Genomic DNA, 15,706 nt, shown 5'->3' with positions numbered 1-15,706 from the left:
ACTCCGGCACGCGGCGACCGACCGAACGACATACGGTGGTTGGTATGCAGGTGATCGACTGGGATCTGGCTGTCGCGACCGGAGTCCGCCTCGTGCGCCCCGGGCCGCAGGTGAGCCGGGAGGAGGCCCGGCAGGCGGTCGCCGAGCTCAGACGGCTCTCCCGGGACGCCGAGGAGCACGTCCGCGACTTCACCCGGATCGACTCCGCTCCGCCCGAGCCGGCGACGATCGTCGACCGCCCGGGCTGGATCCGCGCCAACGTGGACGGCTTCCGGACGGTGCTCGAGCCGCTCACCCAGCGCATGTCGACGACCATGCCCGCGATCATCAGCACGGTCGGATCCCGGATCACCGGCATCGAGGTCGGCGCCGTGCTCGCGTTCCTCGCCTCCCGGGTGCTGGGGCAGTACGAGCTGTTCCTCCCGCCCGATCCCAGCGGGGCCACCCCGGTCGGCCGCCTCACCCTGGTCGCGCCGAACATCGTGCACGCGGAGCGCGAGCTCGGCGTGAACCCCCGCGACTTCCGCCTCTGGGTCTGCCTGCACGAGGAGACCCACCGGGTGCAGTTCACCGGGGTGCCCTGGTTGCGGGAGTACGTCCGGAGCCAGGTCACCGAGTTCCTCCTCGCCTCGGAGATGTCCCTCACCACGCTGCTCGAGCGCCTGCGCGCCGCCTCGGACGCGGTCGCCGGAGCGTTCCGGGGCGGCGACGTGAACCTGCTCGAGGCGATCCAGACCCCGGAGCAGAAGGCCGTGCTCGACCGGGTCACCGCGGTGATGACCCTGGTGGAGGGGCACGGTGACTACGTCATGGACGCGGTCGGGCCGTCCGTGATCCCGTCGGTCGCCGAGATCCGCGCGAAGTTCCAGCGGCGCCGGGAGGGCGGCTCCTGGATGGACCAGCTCATCCGGCGGCTGCTCGGCATCGAGCTGAAGATGAAGCAGTACGCCGAGGGCTCCCGGTTCGTCCGCACGGTCGTGGAGGAGGCCGGGATGGACGCGTTCAACCGGGTGTGGACGTCGCCGGAGACCCTGCCGAACCGCGAGGAGATCGCCAACCCCCGGGCGTGGATGGAGCGGGTGCTCGGCGGCGGCTCCGCCTCCTGACCGGCGACGCGTCCCCATGGCCCGCAGCGGCCCGTCGTCCTGACCGCCCTGCGCCTGCCCGGCCGCCCTCCGCTTTCCTGACCGCCCTCCGCCTGACGATCGGGCACGCGCCGCTCCCTGCTCGGCCGGCCCGGAACGTCCCGCGCGTGCCCCGCCGCCCGCGCCTTTTGATCCGAACGGCCGTTCGGCCGCCGCGGGCCGGGCGGGGTCGCTCCCCGGGCGAGGCGGGAGAATGGTGGCATGGGCCCGCATCCCGCCGTCGCCGACGTCCGCCGTGCCGTACGGCTGTCGCTGGCCGGCCTGCGCCCGGGGTCTCTCGTGCTCGCCGCGTGCAGCGGCGGCGCGGACTCGCTCGCGCTCGCGGCGGCGCTCGGGTTCTGCGCGCCCCGGCTCGGCCTGCGCGCCGGGCTGCTCACCGTGGACCACGGCCTCCAGGAGGGGTCGGATCAGCGGGCCCGGGAGGTCGCCGCCCTCGCCCCGGAGCTCGGCCTCGAACCCGCCGAGGTGCTCACCGTCGTGGTCGGCCGGGCGGGCGGCCCGGAGGCCGCGGCCCGGGACGCCAGGTACGCGGCGCTCTCCGCCGCCGCCCGGCGGCTGGGCGCCGTGGCCGTGCTGCTCGGGCACACCCGCGACGATCAGGCGGAGACCGTGCTGCTGCGGCTCGCGCGGGGGAGCGGGTCCCGGTCGCTCGCCGGCATGGCGCCGGTGTCCGGCATCTACCGCCGGCCGTTCCTCGGGCTCAGCCGGGCCCGGACCAGGGAGGCGTGCGCGGCGCTCGGCCTGCGGCCCTGGGAGGACCCGCACAACAGCGACCCGGCGTACGCCCGGGTGCGGGTGCGGAAGCGGGTCATCCCGGTCCTGGAGGAGGCGCTCGGCCCGGGGGTCGTCGAGGCCCTCGCGCGCACCGCCCGGCTCTGCCGGGACGACGCGGACGCGCTCGACGAGTGGGCGGACGCCGTGTACGCCAAGGCGCGCGGCCCCGAGGGCGAGCTCGCCGTGGACGTGCTCGAGAGCGTGCCGGCCGCCGTGCGGCGGCGGGTGATCCACCGGGCGGCCCTCGCCGCCGGGGTACCGGCCTCCGCGCTGGGGGCGGTGCACATCGAGGAGGCCGAGCGGCTCGTCACCGGGTGGCACGGCCAGAAGGGCGTCGTGCTGCCCGGGAAGAAACGGGTCGTCCGGCGCTATGGCACCCTGTACTTCGTCGATAACCTCGCGTAAGGAACAACCCAGGTGGACGCTGCCGACATGGGCAAGGACCTCGCGAAGGTCCTCATCTCGGAAGAAGAGCTCCAGGCCAAGGTAAGAGAACTCGCCGCCCGGATCGACGCCGACTACGTCGGTAAGGATCTGCTCATCGTCGGCGTGCTCAAGGGTGCGGTCATGATCATGGCGGACCTGGCCCGGGCGATGCACCTCCCCGTGCAGATGGACTGGATGGCCGTGTCGTCGTACGGCACGGGCACCAAGTCGTCCGGGGTGGTCCGGGTGCTCAAGGATCTCGACACCGACATCGCGGGCCGCCACGTCCTCATCGTCGAGGACATCATCGACTCCGGGCTCACCCTCTCCTGGCTGGTGAACAACCTGAAGTCCCGCGGCCCGGCCTCGGTGGAGATCTGCACCCTGCTCCGCAAGCCCGACGCGGTGAAGGTGCCGATCGACGTGCGGTACGTCGGGTTCGACATCCCGAACGAGTTCGTCATCGGGTACGGGCTGGACTACGCGGAGCGCTACCGCAACCTGCCCTTCATCGGGACCCTCGCCCCGCACGTGTACGAGCACCAGGGCGAGTAAGCCCTGAGCGAATCGCCTCCGGGAGGGTGGATTCCCGTACCCGGCGGGGGAACACGGCCGAGCCTGACGTACGTTGGAATGGCAGCGGCGCCGTTCGGGACGCTTACCCGAAACGGCGGCCGGGTGTACCTTCAGATAGCCCAGGGGTACCGGACCGGCGCCCCTGGGTAGTTCTGAAGAAGCGGTAAAGGATGCCGCGACCCGGGTTTCCGGGACAGGCCTAGGTCAGGAAAGGGACGGGCCCGTCGGGGTTCCGCAACGGATGGATCTCAAGCGACTTACACGTGGCCCACTGCTGTGGATCCTGGGCGTGGTTTTGCTCCTCCTGTTGGTCTCCACCATGTTCAACGGGGAGGGCAACTACACCAAGGCCGACACCTCCACGGTCGTCCAGCAGATTCAGCAGGGCAATGTCAAGAACGCCACTGTGATCGACAAGGATCAGCGGATCGAGCTCACGCTGGTCCGGCCGATCCAGGTCGCGGGGAAGACCACGGACCGCATCCAGGCTTCCTGGGTCGAAGGTCAGGGGGTCCAGCTCACGCAGGCACTGGCCGAGGCCAAGCCCGCCAAGGGCTGGACGGTCGAGGTGCCCAAGGAGAACTTCCTCGTCAGCCTGCTGGTCAGCTTCTTGCCGATCATCATCATCGTCCTGATCTTCCTGTTCATCATGAACCAGATGCAGGGCGGTGGCTCCCGGGTGATGAACTTCGGCAAGTCGCGGGCCAAGCTGATCACCAAGGACACCCCCAAGACGACCTTCGCCGACGTGGCGGGCGTCGATGAGGCCATCGAGGAGCTCCAGGAGATCAAGGAGTTCCTGCAGAACCCGGCGAAGTTCCAGGCGATCGGCGCCAAGATCCCCAAGGGCGTCCTGCTGTACGGCCCGCCGGGAACCGGTAAGACGCTGCTGGCCCGGGCGGTGGCCGGTGAGGCCGGGGTGCCGTTCTACTCGATCTCCGGCTCCGACTTCGTGGAGATGTTCGTCGGCGTCGGCGCGTCCCGGGTCCGTGACCTGTTCGAGCAGGCCAAGGCGAACGCCCCCGCGATCATCTTCATCGACGAGATCGACGCGGTCGGCCGGCACCGCGGCGCGGGCCTCGGCGGTGGCCACGACGAGCGCGAGCAGACCCTGAACCAGCTCCTGGTCGAGATGGACGGGTTCGACGTGAAGGGCGGCGTGATCCTCATCGCCGCGACCAACCGCCCCGACATCCTCGACCCCGCCCTGCTCCGTCCCGGCCGTTTCGACCGGCAGATCGTGATCGACCGGCCGGACCTGGAGGGCCGGAAGGCGATCCTGCGGGTGCACGGCCGGGGCAAGCCGTTCGCCCCCGACGTGGACCTCGACGTGATCGCCCGCCGGACCCCGGGCTTCACCGGTGCGGACCTGGCGAACGTGATCAACGAGGCGGCGCTGCTCACCGCCCGCCAGGACCAGAAGCAGATCACGATGGCCACCCTCGAGGAGGCCATCGACCGGGTGATGGCCGGGCCCGAGCGGAAGTCCCGGGTCATGTCCGACGAGGAGAAGAAGATCATCGCGTACCACGAGGGCGGGCACGCCCTGGTGGCACACGCGCTCCCCAACGCCGACCCGGTGCACAAGATCACCATCCTGTCGCGGGGCCGCGCGCTCGGGTACACGATGACCCTCCCGATGGAGGACAAGTTCCTCGCGACCAGGTCCGAGATGATGGACCAGCTCGCCATGCTGCTCGGTGGCCGGGCCGCCGAGGAGCTGGTCTTCCACGAGCCGACCACGGGCGCCGCCAACGACATCGAGAAGGCGACCCAGCTCGCCCGCCGCATGGTCACCGAGTACGGCATGAGCGAGCGGCTGGGCGCGCGGAAGTTCGGCAGCGGCACCGGTGAGGTGTTCCTCGGCCGCGAGATGGGGCACGAGCGGGACTACTCCGAGCGCATCGCCTCGGCGATCGACGAGGAGGTCCGCCGGCTCATCGAGATCGCGCACGACCGGGCCTGGGAGATCCTCGTCGAGTACCGGGACGTGCTCGACAACCTGGTCCTCGAGCTGATGGAGAAGGAGACCCTCTCCCGTCAGCAGGTCCTCGAGATCTTCAAGCCGGTGGTGCCGCGGCAGAAGCGCCCCTCGTACGCCGGGTACGGCAAGCGGCTCCCCTCCGACCGGCCTCCCGTGCTCACGCCGAAGGAGCGGGCCAACGGCAACGGCGCCGCGCTGCCGCCGGCCGGTACCGCGGCGGGCTCCGCGGCCGGTTCGGGCACGGCGACGAGCGGGCCGGCGAGCGAACAGAGTGCACAGCAGCGGGATGAGGCCTAGCCGTGACGGTTCCCCCTCCGAACTTCGATCGTGCGCGCATCGAGCGGGCCGTCCGCGAGATCCTCATCGGGATCGGTGAGGATCCCGACCGTGAGGGCCTCCGGGACACCCCGGCCCGGGTCGCGCGAGCGTACGCCGAGCAGTTCTCCGGCCTCGGCCAGCGGCCCGAGGACGCGCTGACCACGATGTTCGACGCGGACCACGACGAGATGGTCCTGGTCAAGGACATCGAGGTCATGTCGATGTGCGAGCACCACCTCCTGCCGTTCTACGGCGTGGCGCACATCGGGTACACCCCGAACGAGAAGGGGAAGGTCACGGGCCTGTCGAAGCTGGCGAGGCTGGTGGACGTCTACGCCCGCCGCCCTCAGCTCCAGGAGCGGATGACCTCGCAGATCGCCGACGGCCTGATGCAGGTGCTCGAGCCCCGCGGGGTGATCGTGGTGATCGAGGCCGAGCACATGTGCATGACCATGCGCGGGGTGCGCAAGCCCGGGGCCAAGACGATCACCTCGGCGGTGCGCGGCGACTTCCGCACCTGCGAGGCGACCCGCGCCGAGGCCATGTCGCTCATCCTGCGGAGGTGACGGAATCCCGGTTCCCTTCGTTATCGACAGGGACATCCTTCATGGACCAAATGTGACCTCTCACCCCATAGGCTTGGCTCCATGACCACATGGAGCGTCCCCGGGCTGCCCGACCCCGGGCGCTGTCTGGTCATGGGCGTCGTCAACGTCACCCCGGACTCCTTCTCCGACGGCGGCCGCTGGTTCGACACCGACAGCGCGATCCGGCACGGCCTCGAGCTCGTGGCCGAGGGCGCCGACATCGTCGACGTCGGTGGCGAGTCGACCCGCCCGGGCGCCTTGCGCGTCTCGCTGGAGGAGGAGCTGCGCCGGGTCGTGCCCGTGATCCGCGCCCTCGCCCAGGAGGGCGTGACCGTCAGCGTGGACACCATGCGCGCGGAGGTCGCCCAGGCGGCCGTGGAGGCCGGGGCCGCGCTCGTCAACGACGTGAGCGGGGGCCTGGCCGATCCCGCCATGCCCCGCGTGGTGGCCGAGGCGGGCGTGCCGTACGTGGTGATGCACTGGCGCGGGCACAGCGCGGACATGGACAGCCGCGCGATCTACGCCGACGTGGTCACCGAGGTCTGCGAGGAGCTGCGCAAGCGGGTCGACTCGGTGCTCGGCCTGGGGGTGCGGGAGGAGCAGCTCATCCTCGACCCGGGGCTCGGCTTCTCCAAGCGCCCGGAGCACAACTGGGCGTTGCTCGCCGCCATGGACGAGCTCCACCGGCTCGGCCGGCCGCTGCTCATCGGGGCCTCCAGGAAGCGCTTCCTCGGCCGGCTGCTCGCCGGCCCCGACGGAACCCCGCGGCCGTTCGCCGAGTGCGACGACGCCACCGTCGCGGTCAGCGCGCTCGCCGCGCGCGCCGGTGCCTGGTGCGTCCGGGTGCATTCGGTCCGCCCGAACGTGGACGCCGTCCGGGTCGCGGCCGTCTGGGCCGCGACCGAGGCGAAGCACCCCAGCGGGAGCCGGCGATGAAGGAGCTCGTGGAACTCCACCAGGCGTTCTACGACGCGATCGAGCGCGGCGACTTCCAGGCGATGTCGGAGATCTGGGCCGAGGACACCGCCGACCGGGTGCCCAAGTGCGTGCATCCCGGGTGGCCGATGCTGAGCGGGCGGTCCGAGGTGCTGCGCTCGTGGGCGCTGATCATGGCGAACACGCCCTACATCCAGTTCGTGCTGACCGACGTGGAGGCGAACGTCTTCGGCGACGTGGCCGTGCTCACCTGCGCGGAGAACATCCTCACCGCCCCCGGCGCGGGCGAGCCGGGCTTCGCCGCCGGGCGCGTGGTGGCGAGCCACACCTACCTGCGCACCGAGGACGGGTGGCGGCTCTGGCTCTACCACGGATCCCCGGTGCTCCAGGGTGAGGAGGACGGACGCGCGTGACGGAGACCGGGAACTCCCGCCCGCCGGCCACGGCCGCGGTGGGCCGGGACACCATCCGGCTGGTCGGCCTGCGGGCCCGGGGGCGGCACGGCTGCCTTCCCGCCGAGCGGGAGCTCGGCCAGGAGTTCGTCGTCGACGTCACGCTCCACCTCGACACCGCCCCGGCCGCCGCCGCGGACGACCTGACCAAGACCGTGGACTACGGCGCCCTCGCCGTGGAGCTGGTCCGGATCATCGAGGGCGAGCCGGTCAACCTCATCGAGACGCTCGCCGAGCGGCTCGCGTCCGCCTGCCTCGCCCACGAGGTGGTGGAGGCGGCCGAGGTGTCCGTGCACAAGCCGTCGGCGCCGATACCGGTGCCGTTCGGCGATGTGGTGGTCACGATCAGGAGGGGTCGGGCATGAGGGCGGTTCTCTCGCTCGGCAGCAACCTGGGCCGCCGGATCGAGTACCTGCAGGGCGCGGTGGACGCGCTCTTCGACGCCCCCGGGCTCACGCTCGTGGCGATATCGTCCGTGTATGAGACGGAGCCGGTGGGCGGCCCGGAGCAGGGGCCCTACCTCAACGCCGTGCTCGTGGTGGAGACCGCCCACCCCCCGCGCGTCCTGCTCGAGCGGGTGCAGAGCATCGAGGAGGCCTTCGGCCGTACCCGGGAGGTGCGGTGGGGGCCGCGCACGCTCGACATCGACCTGATCAAGGTGGGCGACATCGTGTCCGATGACCCCGAGCTCACCCTGCCGCACCCGCGGGCGCACGAGCGGGCCTTCGTCCTGGTGCCCTGGGCGGAGGTCGAGCCGGACGCGGTGCTGCCCGGGCACGGCCCGATCCGTGACCTGCTCGACAGGGTGGACCGCAGCGGGGTACGGCTCCGGCCCGATCTGTCCCTGCAACCTCCCGGCTGACGAGGAGCGCGAGTGAGACCGAGCAATCCCGGGGTGCTCGTCGGTCTGGTGACCGTGTTCGCGCTGGCCACCTGGGGTGTGCTGCAGCGCAGCTACTCCATGCTGCCGACGCTGCCGTGGACGGCGATCCCGACGACGCTGCTGCTCGCGCTCGGCGAGGCCTACACCGGGTGGCTCACCCGGGCGAGGATCCTCCGCCGGCCGGGCACGAAGCCGGTCGAGCCGCTCGCCGTGGTACGGCTGGCCGCGTTCGCCAAGGCGACCTCGCACGCGGCCGCGATGCTCGCCGGGGTGTTCGCCGGGTTCGTGTTCCGGGTGCTCGACCTGCTCACCCTGCCCAAGCCGCGTCAGGACGCGCTGATCGGCGGCGGCTCGTTCATCTCGTGCGTGATCCTCATCTGCGCGGCGCTCTTCCTGGAGTACTGCTGCCGCGTCCCCCGCAGGCCCGAGGGCGAGGAGGGCGGCGCGGGCGGTGGGCCGCCGGGCGCCACGGAGGGCCCGCGCTGATCCGGCGCCGGCCCGGGCCGCCGCGGCGGGGCCGGCCTGCAGGAGGTCCGGGAGGCCCGGCGTCACTTGTCGATGTCGCCGACCACGAAGAACATCGAGCCGAGGATCGCGATCATGTCCGAGACGAGGTTGCCCGGGAGCACCTCGCGGAGCACCTGCACGTTGTTGAACGAGGCGCTGCGGAGCTTGAGGCGCCAGGGCGTCTTGTCCCCGCGGGAGACCAGGTAGTACCCGTTGATGCCGAGCGGGTTCTCGGTCCAGGCGTAGGTGTGGCCCTCGGGCACCTTCAGCACCTTGGGCAGCCGCTGGTTGATCGGGCCGGGCGGGAGCTCGCGCAGCCGCGCCACGCAGGCGTCGGCGAGGTCGAGGGAGACCTTCACCTGCTCGAGCAGGACCTCGAATCGCGCGAGGCAGTCGCCGGCCGTGCGGGTCACCACCTTCACCGGCAGCTCGCCGTAGGCGAGGTAGGGCTCGTCCCGGCGCAGGTCGAAGTCGACCCCGGAGGCCCGGGCGATCGGCCCGCTCACGCCGTACTGCAGGATCGTGTCCCGGTCGAGGACGCCGATCCCCTTGGTCCGGGCGAGGAAGATCTCGTTCCCCGCGACGAGCTCCTCCAGGTCGGGCAGGCGCCGCCGGATCGCGGCGACGGCCGCGGTGACCCGGTCGAGCCAGCCGAGCGGCAGGTCCTCCTTGAGCCCGCCCACCCGGTTGAACATGTAGTGCATGCGGCCGCCGGAGATCTCCTCCATCACCCGCTGCAGGGTCTCGCGCTCCCGGAACGCGTAGAAGACCGGGGTGATCGCGCCGAGCTCGAGCGGGTAGGAGCCGAGGAACATGAGGTGGTTGAGCACCCGGTTGAGCTCGGCGAGCAGGGTCCGGGCCCAGACCGCGCGCGGGGGGACCTCCATGCCGAGCATGCGCTCGACCGCGAGCACCACCCCCAGCTCGTTGGCGAAGGCCGAGAGCCAGTCGTGCCGGTTCGCCAGCACGATGATCTGCCGGTAGTCGCGGACCTCGAAGAGCTTCTCGGCCCCGCGGTGCATGTAGCCGACGATCGGCTCGGCCTGGACGATCCGCTCGCCGTCGAGGGTGAGCCGGAGCCGGAGCACTCCGTGCGTCGACGGATGCTGCGGCCCGATGTTCAGGACCATGTCCTCGGTGGCCAGCTCCTTCGACGGCAGCCCTTCGGCGCCGGCGCCGATGCCGACCACGCGTTCTCGCCGCACGCCCTCCTCGCTCATACCGCCATGCTCCCATGCCGGGCGGCTCCCCGGTCACGGCCGCACCGGCTCACCCGCGGGCGATCTCCCGGAGCGCGGCGAGGAGGCGGTCGATGTGCTCGTCGGTGGTGCCGATGCCGATCGAGGCGCGCACCGCGCCGATCGAGCCGTCCCCGCACCCGCCGGCGGCGGCCGCTCCGGGGAGCCGGGCCGCGATGAGGTGCCGCACGAACGGGTGGGCGCAGAACCTGCCGTCGCGGACGCCGATGCCGTGACCGGTGGCGAGCTCCTCGGCGACCTCGCGGGCGGGGCGGCCGGCGACGACGAAGGAGACGATGCCGACCCGCGGGTGGTCGGGCTCCCACAGGCAGAGCTCGTGCACCCCGTCGATGGCGGCGAGCCCGGCCCGGAGCCGGGCGAGCAGCCGCTCCTCCTCGCGGATCAGCGGCGTCCAGCCGGTGGCGCCGAGGGCCTCGCACGCCGCGGCGAGCGCGATCGCGCCGAGCACGTTCGGGGTGCCCGCCTCGTGCCGGGCCTCGGGGTCGTCGCTCCACTCCACGGTCTCGGCCACGGACCGCACCGCGCCGCCGCCCCGCAGGTACGGCTCGGCCTGGGCGAGCCAGTCCGGCCGGCCGATGAGGGCGCCGGCGCCGAAGGGGGCGTAGAGCTTGTGCCCGGAGAAGGCGGCGTAGTCGAGGTCGAGGGCGGTGATGTCGAGCGGCCGGTGGGGCGCGAACTGGGCGGCGTCCACGGCGATCCGCGCGCCGTGCCGGTGGGCGATGTGGGCGAGCGCGGCGACCGGCCACAGCTCGCCGGTGACGTTGGAGGCGGCGGTGACCACGAGCAGGGCGGGCCCGTCGATCCCGGCGAGCGCCTCGTCGGCCATGCGGACCGCCTCGCCGGGGAAGGCCGGCGGGGCGAGCCGTACCGCGCGGGGCCAGGGGAGCAGGGACGCGTGGTGCTCGGTGTCGAAGACCACCACCGTGGTGCCCTCGGGCAGGCAGCGGGCGAGCAGGTTCATCGCGTCCGTGGTGTTCCGGGTGAACACCACCGCGTCGTCGGGCCGGGCTCCCGCGAACGCGCGCACGGTCTCCCTGGCCCGCTCGTAGCGGGCGGTGGTGAGCCGGGAGGCGTACCCGGCGCCCCGGTGGACGCTGGAGTAGGCGGGGAGCGCGGCGGTGACCGCCGCGTACACCGGCTCGAGGCAGGGCGCGCTCGCCGCGTAGTCGAGGTTCGCGTACGGCACGAGCCCGCCGCCGCGCACGGGCACCCGCAGGTCGGCGCCGATGACCGCGGGGATCGGGCGCTCCCCGGGCCGGTGCGCGGCCGGGGCCGCGGCGGCCGCGGGCGGAGCGTCCGGGACGCCGGCGGCCGGGGCCGTGGATCCGGGGGTGGCCGTGGACGTGCGGGAAGCGAACGGACGCGTGGACAGAACGACGGACAACGCCGACCTCCTCGGAGTCAGGGACTCCGACGAGGCGTTGCCGGAGTCCGCGCTTGCCTCGGCACACCTCGTGCCGGGCCTGGTCCTCACCCGGGGCACCCCGCCGCGGACGGGAGGGTTGCCGGCCAGCAAGCCGGGGCTTGACGCTGGCACTCGTTACCTGGGCGGCACTATAGCCGATCGCGGTGCGCCGGCGGGACCGGATCGGGAGGTTCCGGGTGTTCGCCACGTGATCCGGGTGTGACCTCCGGTTGATGGTCCCGGTAACGGCCGACCCATATGGTGGGTTTGTGGCGTTTGATCCGTGGAGCCCTGAGTTCATCGCGCACCCGTACGAGGTCTATCGCGAGCTGCGGGAGAAGGAGCCGGTCAGCTACTTCGAGCCGACCAACCAGTGGCTGATCTCCCGCTACGCCGACGTGAACGCGCTGCTGCGCGACCACCGCCGGCTCGGCCGTTCCTACCTGCACGTGGCCACGCACGAGGAGTTCGGCCGGCAGCCGGAGCCCGAGTTCCAGGAGCCGTTCTGGCGGGTGGTCCGCGCCGGGATGCTCGACGTGGAGCCGCCCGTCCACACCCGGCTGCGCCGGCTGGTGTCCAAGGCGTTCACCCCGCGGATGGTCGAGTCGCTCCGCCCGCGGATCCGGCAGATCGCGACCGAGCTCGCCACCCGGTTCGCCGAGAGCGGAGGCGGCGACCTCATCGCCGAGGTGGCCGAGCCGCTCCCGGTCACCGTGATCGCGGAGATGCTCGGCATCCCCGAGGCCGACCGGCACCTGCTCCGGCCCTGGTCGGCCGACATGTGCAAGATGTACGAGCTCAACCCGCCGCTCGAGGCGCAGCACACCGCGGTGCGGGCGGCCGTCGAGTTCGCCGACTACCTGCGCGAGCTCGCCCGGGAGCGCCGCGAGCGGCCGGGCGACGACATGATCTCCACCCTCGCCCGGATCGCGGACGACGGCGACCGGCTCACCGAGGACGAGCTGATCGGCACCTGCGTGCTGCTGCTCAACGCCGGCCACGAGGCCACGGTCAACGCCACGGGGAGCGCGTGGTGGGCGCTCTTCCGCAACCCCGGCACGCTGGAGCGGCTCCGCGCCGAGCCCGAGCTGCTGCCCACCGCCATCGAGGAGCTGCTGCGCTTCGACACCCCCGCCCAGATGTTCGAGCGATGGGTGCTCGAGGAGATCGAGGTCCACGGGGTGCGGATCCCCCGCGGCTCGGAGGTCGCGCTGCTGTTCGGCTCGGCGAACCGGGACCCGGAGGTGTTCGACGACCCCGACCGGCTCGACCTCGGCCGGGACCCCAACCCGCACCTCACCTTCGGCGCCGGGATCCACTTCTGCCTCGGCGCGCCGCTCGCCCGGGTCGAGCTGCAGGAGTCGTTCCGCGCCCTGCTCCGCGCCGCGCCGGCGATCGAGCCGGTGACCGAGCCGGAGTGGAAGCCGCAGTACATCATCCGCGGCCTGCGGGAGCTCAAGGTCAGGATCTAGTCCGCGGCCCAGGAGAGCTCACGCCTCGACGGGTCCGCGGCCGCGGAACCGGCCGGAGGCCCCGCGACCGGGACCAGCCGGAGCCGCTCGGGCCGAGCGGCTCGGCCTCCTCCGTGGCCCGGCCGGGCGCCCGCACCTACCCGCGGGGCCGCGGCGGGCCGGCACCAACGCCGGCCGACCCGCCGCACCGGCGAGCCGGAAGATCGTCACGGCGCACTGAACCGATCGGCCGCCCGCCGCTACCGCCCTGATATGACGATCGTCCCGGTCGAGCTGTGGCGGCATGAGATGCGCCGATGCGGTCCGGTCGCGCTCGGCACCCCCGTGGCGGTGGCGTCGTGCGCGGCGCTCGTGGCGGTGATGGCCGGTGGCGGCATGCGCGAGTTCCTCGCGGTCCGGCTGCCGGGCGCGCTGCTGCCGCTGGTCGCGGGGGTGTGCGCGGTCGGCGTCATGGCCCGCGAGGTCATGCCGGAGCTGCAGCGCACCTTCGCCACCCCGTACCCGGTCACGGTGCGCCGGCGGCTGTGGCTGCTCGTGATCGCCGTGGGCCTGGGGGCCGGGGTGCTGGGGCTGTCGGCCGCGGCGGGTGCCGCGACCGGGCCGGACGTCGCCGGGCAGGACACCGCCGGATCCGGGGCGGTGCTCTCCCCGGTGGCGTCGGCCGCCGCGTTCTCGCTGCTGCTGATCGGCCTGGGAGGTCACGCGGCGGCGGGGCGGGCCCAGCCCGGGCCGGCCGCGGCCCTGGTGATGACGGCCTGGCTGGCGAAGCTGCTCGTGCTGGACCGGATCCCGCTGCCGTCGGCGGCGGTGGCCGCCGCGTTCACCGTGGCGGGAGTATGGCTGCTGATCCGCGGCTCTATCAGGGCGGGAGGTGAGGCGGTGTGAGAGGCGGCGGATGGCTGGTGCCGCTGACCGCGTCCGCGCGAGCGGAGATCACGATGATGCTGCGGTCCCGGATGCTGTGGGTCGCCGTGGCGCCGCTGGCCGCGCTGAGCCTGCTGCTCGCGCTCACCTCCCCGCGCGGGGCGGGCCTGCCCCCTGCGAGCCGGGTGGCGGACACGGCCGTGATGATGAACCTGCTCGCCGGGTTCGGGCTGACGATGGCGATGGCCGACCGGCTTCGCTGGCATCGCCGTACCGGGCTGGGCGACCTGCTCGCGGCCACGCCGGGCAGCGCGTCCGCGCGCATGGCGGGCACCCTCATCGGGGCGGCGACGGTCGCGCTGGCGCCGACGACGGCCGCGTTGCTCGCGTACGGGGCCGGGACGGCGGTGGCCGCGGGATCGCCCGGCCCGTTCGGCACCGCCCTCGCCGCGGTCGTCGTGATCCTCATCCCCAGCGGCCTGCTCGTCACCACGTTCACCGCGGTCGCCGGGCTCGTGCTGCCGGTGACGATCGCCCGGATCGGCGCCGCCGGCGTGTGGGCGTGGGCGACCGTGCTCAACCCACGGGTGCTGCCGATCCCCACGGTGTCGTACACGATCCTCTCGCCCGGCGGCGGCTACCCCGCGGTGGCGTGGCTCGGCGCCCCGCGCCGCGCCGCCGTGCTCAACGGCCAGGAGATCGGCGCGAGCGCCGCCGCGGTGAACCTGCTCGTCGTGCTGGCATGCACGGCGGTGCTGCTGGCCGTGGCCCGGAAATGGACGGAGCGTTACCGGTGACCCTCACCATCAGCATCACCGACCTGACCAAGCGTTACCGCCGCGGTGACGCCCGGCCCGCCCTGGACAGGGTGACCCTCACCGTGGACGGTGGGATGACCGCGCTGCTCGGGGCGAACGGGGCCGGCAAGACGACCCTCATGCGCATCTGCGTGGGGGTGCTGCGGCCGGACGAGGGCCGCGTCGTGGTGGGCGGCCACGACCTCGCCACGGCGGCCGGACGGCGGGCGGTCAAGCGCATCCTCGGCTACCTGCCGCAGGAGCTCGCCATGTACGACGACCTGACCGGCCGCGAGTTCCTCGACTACATCGCCCTGCTGAAAGGCGTCGACGACCGGCGGACCCGCCGCGACCAGATCGAGCGCATGCTCGACCTGACCGGCCTGTCCGAGCACGCGAACCGGCGGATCGGCACCTACTCCGGTGGGATGAAGCGGCGGCTCGGCATCGCCCAGGCGCTGCTCGCGGATCCCGAGCTGATCATCGTGGACGAGCCCACGGCCGGGCTCGACCCCGCCGAACGCATGCGGTTCCGCTCGCTGCTCGCCAGCCTCGGCGGGGCTCGCCGCACCGTGGTGCTCTCCACCCACATCCTCGACGACGCCGCGCAGACCTGCCCCGACGCGATCGTGCTGCACCGGGGGCGCGTCGCCTACCAGGGCAGCACCGCCGGGCTCGCGGCGATCGCCGAGGGCCGCACCTACCTGCTGCCGCCCGGAGCGCCGGCGCCGCCCGACGCGGTGGTCGTCAACGCGTCCGCGGACGCGGCGGGCACCCGATACCGGGTGGTCAGCGCGCGGCCGCCGGCCGAGGGCACCCTCGTGCCGCCGACCCTCGAGGACGGGTACGCGGCACTGCTCCAGCTGGACGGTTCAGCCGCCTGAACCGCCGCCCGGCCGCGCGCTACGTACCGGGCATGAGGACTAAGAGCACAGCATGCCGGCGCGGCGGCGTCCTCGCCGGCCTCCTCGTCACGGCCCTGCTGGTGAGCGGCTGCGCGGGCGCCGGCCGGAGCGACCCGGCCCACCGGAGCCCGGTGCCGCTGCCGAGCCCCACGAGCAGCCGGCAGGAGATCAGCGAGGCGAACCTCGCCTACCTGTGGCCGCTCACGGTCGACCACGGCACGATCGAATGCCGGCCGCCCAGCGTCGCCGTCTTCGTGGCGCCGGACGGCACGACCTACGCGCTCAACCGCCAGGCCGAGGACGCCGGGTACCCGCCGATCACCCCGCTGCGCGCCAAGGGCGCCGGCGGCGGATACATCAGCCTCGGCGCCCTGCTCAGCGCCACGCTCGGACTCTGCGGCAAGGGGTGACGCCAT

17 protein-coding genes and 1 riboswitch are annotated in these 15,706 nt (G+C 73.0%); of the genes, 15 read left to right on the top strand and 2 right to left on the bottom strand.

The features are described from left to right. Positions 1 to 44: 44 nt before the first annotated feature. The 10 genes from TBIS_RS17185 (at position 45) to TBIS_RS17140 (ending at position 8,567) form a co-directional block, all read left to right on the top strand. Positions 45 to 1,106 (top strand): zinc-dependent metalloprotease, encoded by a 1,062-nt coding sequence (locus TBIS_RS17185; RefSeq protein WP_013133672.1) that lies wholly within the window; start codon positions 45 to 47, stop codon positions 1,104 to 1,106. A gap of 240 nt (positions 1,107 to 1,346) precedes the next feature. After that, positions 1,347 to 2,324, top strand: a complete 978-nt coding sequence (gene tilS, locus TBIS_RS17180; RefSeq protein WP_013133671.1) for a tRNA lysidine(34) synthetase TilS — start codon at positions 1,347 to 1,349, stop codon at positions 2,322 to 2,324. Positions 2,325 to 2,336: 12 nt separating this feature from the next. Further along, positions 2,337 to 2,900: a hypoxanthine phosphoribosyltransferase gene (gene hpt, locus TBIS_RS17175; protein WP_050760578.1), complete on the top strand. Its 564-nt coding sequence runs from the start codon at positions 2,337 to 2,339 to the stop codon at positions 2,898 to 2,900. Positions 2,901 to 3,162: 262 nt separating this feature from the next. Continuing rightward, positions 3,163 to 5,202, top strand: a complete 2,040-nt coding sequence (gene ftsH / locus TBIS_RS17170) for an ATP-dependent zinc metalloprotease FtsH (protein WP_013133669.1) — start codon at positions 3,163 to 3,165, stop codon at positions 5,200 to 5,202. Positions 5,203 to 5,204: 2 nt separating this feature from the next. Continuing rightward, the gene (gene folE, locus TBIS_RS17165) at positions 5,205 to 5,789 is read left to right on the top strand and encodes a GTP cyclohydrolase I FolE (RefSeq protein WP_013133668.1); all 585 of its coding nucleotides are present in this window, start codon (positions 5,205 to 5,207) and stop codon (positions 5,787 to 5,789) included. An 81-nt stretch (positions 5,790 to 5,870) separates the two neighbouring features. Beyond that, positions 5,871 to 6,746 (top strand): dihydropteroate synthase, encoded by an 876-nt coding sequence (gene folP / locus TBIS_RS17160; RefSeq protein WP_013133667.1) that lies wholly within the window; start codon positions 5,871 to 5,873, stop codon positions 6,744 to 6,746. Continuing rightward, on the top strand, positions 6,743 to 7,159 hold the full coding sequence (locus TBIS_RS17155; RefSeq protein WP_013133666.1) for a nuclear transport factor 2 family protein: 417 nt from the start codon (positions 6,743 to 6,745) through the stop codon (positions 7,157 to 7,159). Before folP ends, TBIS_RS17155 begins: the two co-directional genes overlap by 4 nt. Continuing rightward, on the top strand, positions 7,156 to 7,563 hold the full coding sequence (gene folB, locus TBIS_RS17150) for a dihydroneopterin aldolase (RefSeq protein WP_013133665.1): 408 nt from the start codon (positions 7,156 to 7,158) through the stop codon (positions 7,561 to 7,563). The genes TBIS_RS17155 and folB overlap by 4 nt, the downstream gene beginning before the upstream one ends. Then, positions 7,560 to 8,060, top strand: a complete 501-nt coding sequence (gene folK, locus TBIS_RS17145; RefSeq protein ID WP_013133664.1) for a 2-amino-4-hydroxy-6-hydroxymethyldihydropteridine diphosphokinase — start codon at positions 7,560 to 7,562, stop codon at positions 8,058 to 8,060. Before folB ends, folK begins: the two co-directional genes overlap by 4 nt. 12 nt (positions 8,061 to 8,072) lie before the next feature. After that, entirely contained in the window at positions 8,073 to 8,567 is a 495-nt protein-coding gene (locus tag TBIS_RS17140; protein WP_013133663.1) for a DUF3180 domain-containing protein, read from the top strand. Between the two features lie 62 nt (positions 8,568 to 8,629). Here the strand turns inward: TBIS_RS17140 and TBIS_RS17135 are convergent, their stop codons facing one another. After that, positions 8,630 to 9,808, bottom strand: a complete 1,179-nt coding sequence (locus tag TBIS_RS17135) for an NADH-quinone oxidoreductase subunit D (RefSeq protein WP_013133662.1) — start codon at positions 9,806 to 9,808, stop codon at positions 8,630 to 8,632. A gap of 49 nt (positions 9,809 to 9,857) precedes the next feature. Continuing rightward, complete coding sequence (locus tag TBIS_RS17130; RefSeq protein WP_148231730.1) at positions 9,858 to 11,087, bottom strand: aminotransferase class V-fold PLP-dependent enzyme; 1,230 nt, start codon at positions 11,085 to 11,087, stop codon at positions 9,858 to 9,860. Positions 11,088 to 11,275: 188 nt separating this feature from the next. After that, a riboswitch (SAM riboswitch) is annotated at positions 11,276 to 11,392 on the bottom strand. A gap of 129 nt (positions 11,393 to 11,521) precedes the next feature. Here TBIS_RS17130 and TBIS_RS17125 point away from each other — a divergent pair. The 5 genes from TBIS_RS17125 (at position 11,522) to TBIS_RS17105 (ending at position 15,700) form a co-directional block, all read left to right on the top strand. Beyond that, positions 11,522 to 12,724, top strand: a complete 1,203-nt coding sequence (locus TBIS_RS17125; protein WP_041431771.1) for a cytochrome P450 — start codon at positions 11,522 to 11,524, stop codon at positions 12,722 to 12,724. A 252-nt stretch (positions 12,725 to 12,976) separates the two neighbouring features. Continuing rightward, the gene (locus tag TBIS_RS17120) at positions 12,977 to 13,609 is read left to right on the top strand and encodes a hypothetical protein (protein WP_013133659.1); all 633 of its coding nucleotides are present in this window, start codon (positions 12,977 to 12,979) and stop codon (positions 13,607 to 13,609) included. Further along, positions 13,606 to 14,385, top strand: a complete 780-nt coding sequence (locus TBIS_RS17115; protein ID WP_013133658.1) for a hypothetical protein — start codon at positions 13,606 to 13,608, stop codon at positions 14,383 to 14,385. The genes TBIS_RS17120 and TBIS_RS17115 overlap by 4 nt, the downstream gene beginning before the upstream one ends. Next, positions 14,382 to 15,269 (top strand): ABC transporter ATP-binding protein, encoded by an 888-nt coding sequence (locus TBIS_RS17110; RefSeq protein ID WP_013133657.1) that lies wholly within the window; start codon positions 14,382 to 14,384, stop codon positions 15,267 to 15,269. Before TBIS_RS17115 ends, TBIS_RS17110 begins: the two co-directional genes overlap by 4 nt. Positions 15,270 to 15,301: 32 nt before the next feature. Continuing rightward, on the top strand, positions 15,302 to 15,700 hold the full coding sequence (locus tag TBIS_RS17105) for a YebY family protein (RefSeq protein ID WP_013133656.1): 399 nt from the start codon (positions 15,302 to 15,304) through the stop codon (positions 15,698 to 15,700). Positions 15,701 to 15,706 lie beyond the last annotated feature (6 nt).

The sequence above is a fragment of the Thermobispora bispora DSM 43833 genome (assembly GCF_000092645.1).
Taxonomy (GTDB): Bacteria; Actinomycetota; Actinomycetes; order Streptosporangiales; family Streptosporangiaceae; genus Thermobispora; species Thermobispora bispora.
This window is presented reverse-complemented; position numbering and strand designations above follow the sequence as displayed.

What these genes read in the sequence shown, in the direction of transcription:
- TBIS_RS17185 (WP_013133672.1), top strand. Translation starts at nt 45, where the DNA reads ATGCAGGTGATCGACTGGGATCTGGCTGTCGCGACCGGAGTCCGCCTC.
- tilS (WP_013133671.1), top strand. Translation starts at nt 1,347, where the DNA reads ATGGGCCCGCATCCCGCCGTCGCCGACGTCCGCCGTGCCGTACGGCTG.
- ftsH (WP_013133669.1), top strand. Translation starts at nt 3,163, where the DNA reads ATGGATCTCAAGCGACTTACACGTGGCCCACTGCTGTGGATCCTGGGC.
- folP (WP_013133667.1), top strand. Translation starts at nt 5,871, where the DNA reads ATGACCACATGGAGCGTCCCCGGGCTGCCCGACCCCGGGCGCTGTCTG.
- TBIS_RS17155 (WP_013133666.1), top strand. Translation starts at nt 6,743, where the DNA reads ATGAAGGAGCTCGTGGAACTCCACCAGGCGTTCTACGACGCGATCGAG.
- folK (WP_013133664.1), top strand. Translation starts at nt 7,560, where the DNA reads ATGAGGGCGGTTCTCTCGCTCGGCAGCAACCTGGGCCGCCGGATCGAG.
- TBIS_RS17135 (WP_013133662.1), bottom strand. Translation starts at nt 9,808, where the DNA reads ATGAGCGAGGAGGGCGTGCGGCGAGAACGCGTGGTCGGCATCGGCGCC.
- TBIS_RS17120 (WP_013133659.1), top strand. Translation starts at nt 12,977, where the DNA reads ATGACGATCGTCCCGGTCGAGCTGTGGCGGCATGAGATGCGCCGATGC.
- TBIS_RS17105 (WP_013133656.1), top strand. Translation starts at nt 15,302, where the DNA reads ATGAGGACTAAGAGCACAGCATGCCGGCGCGGCGGCGTCCTCGCCGGC.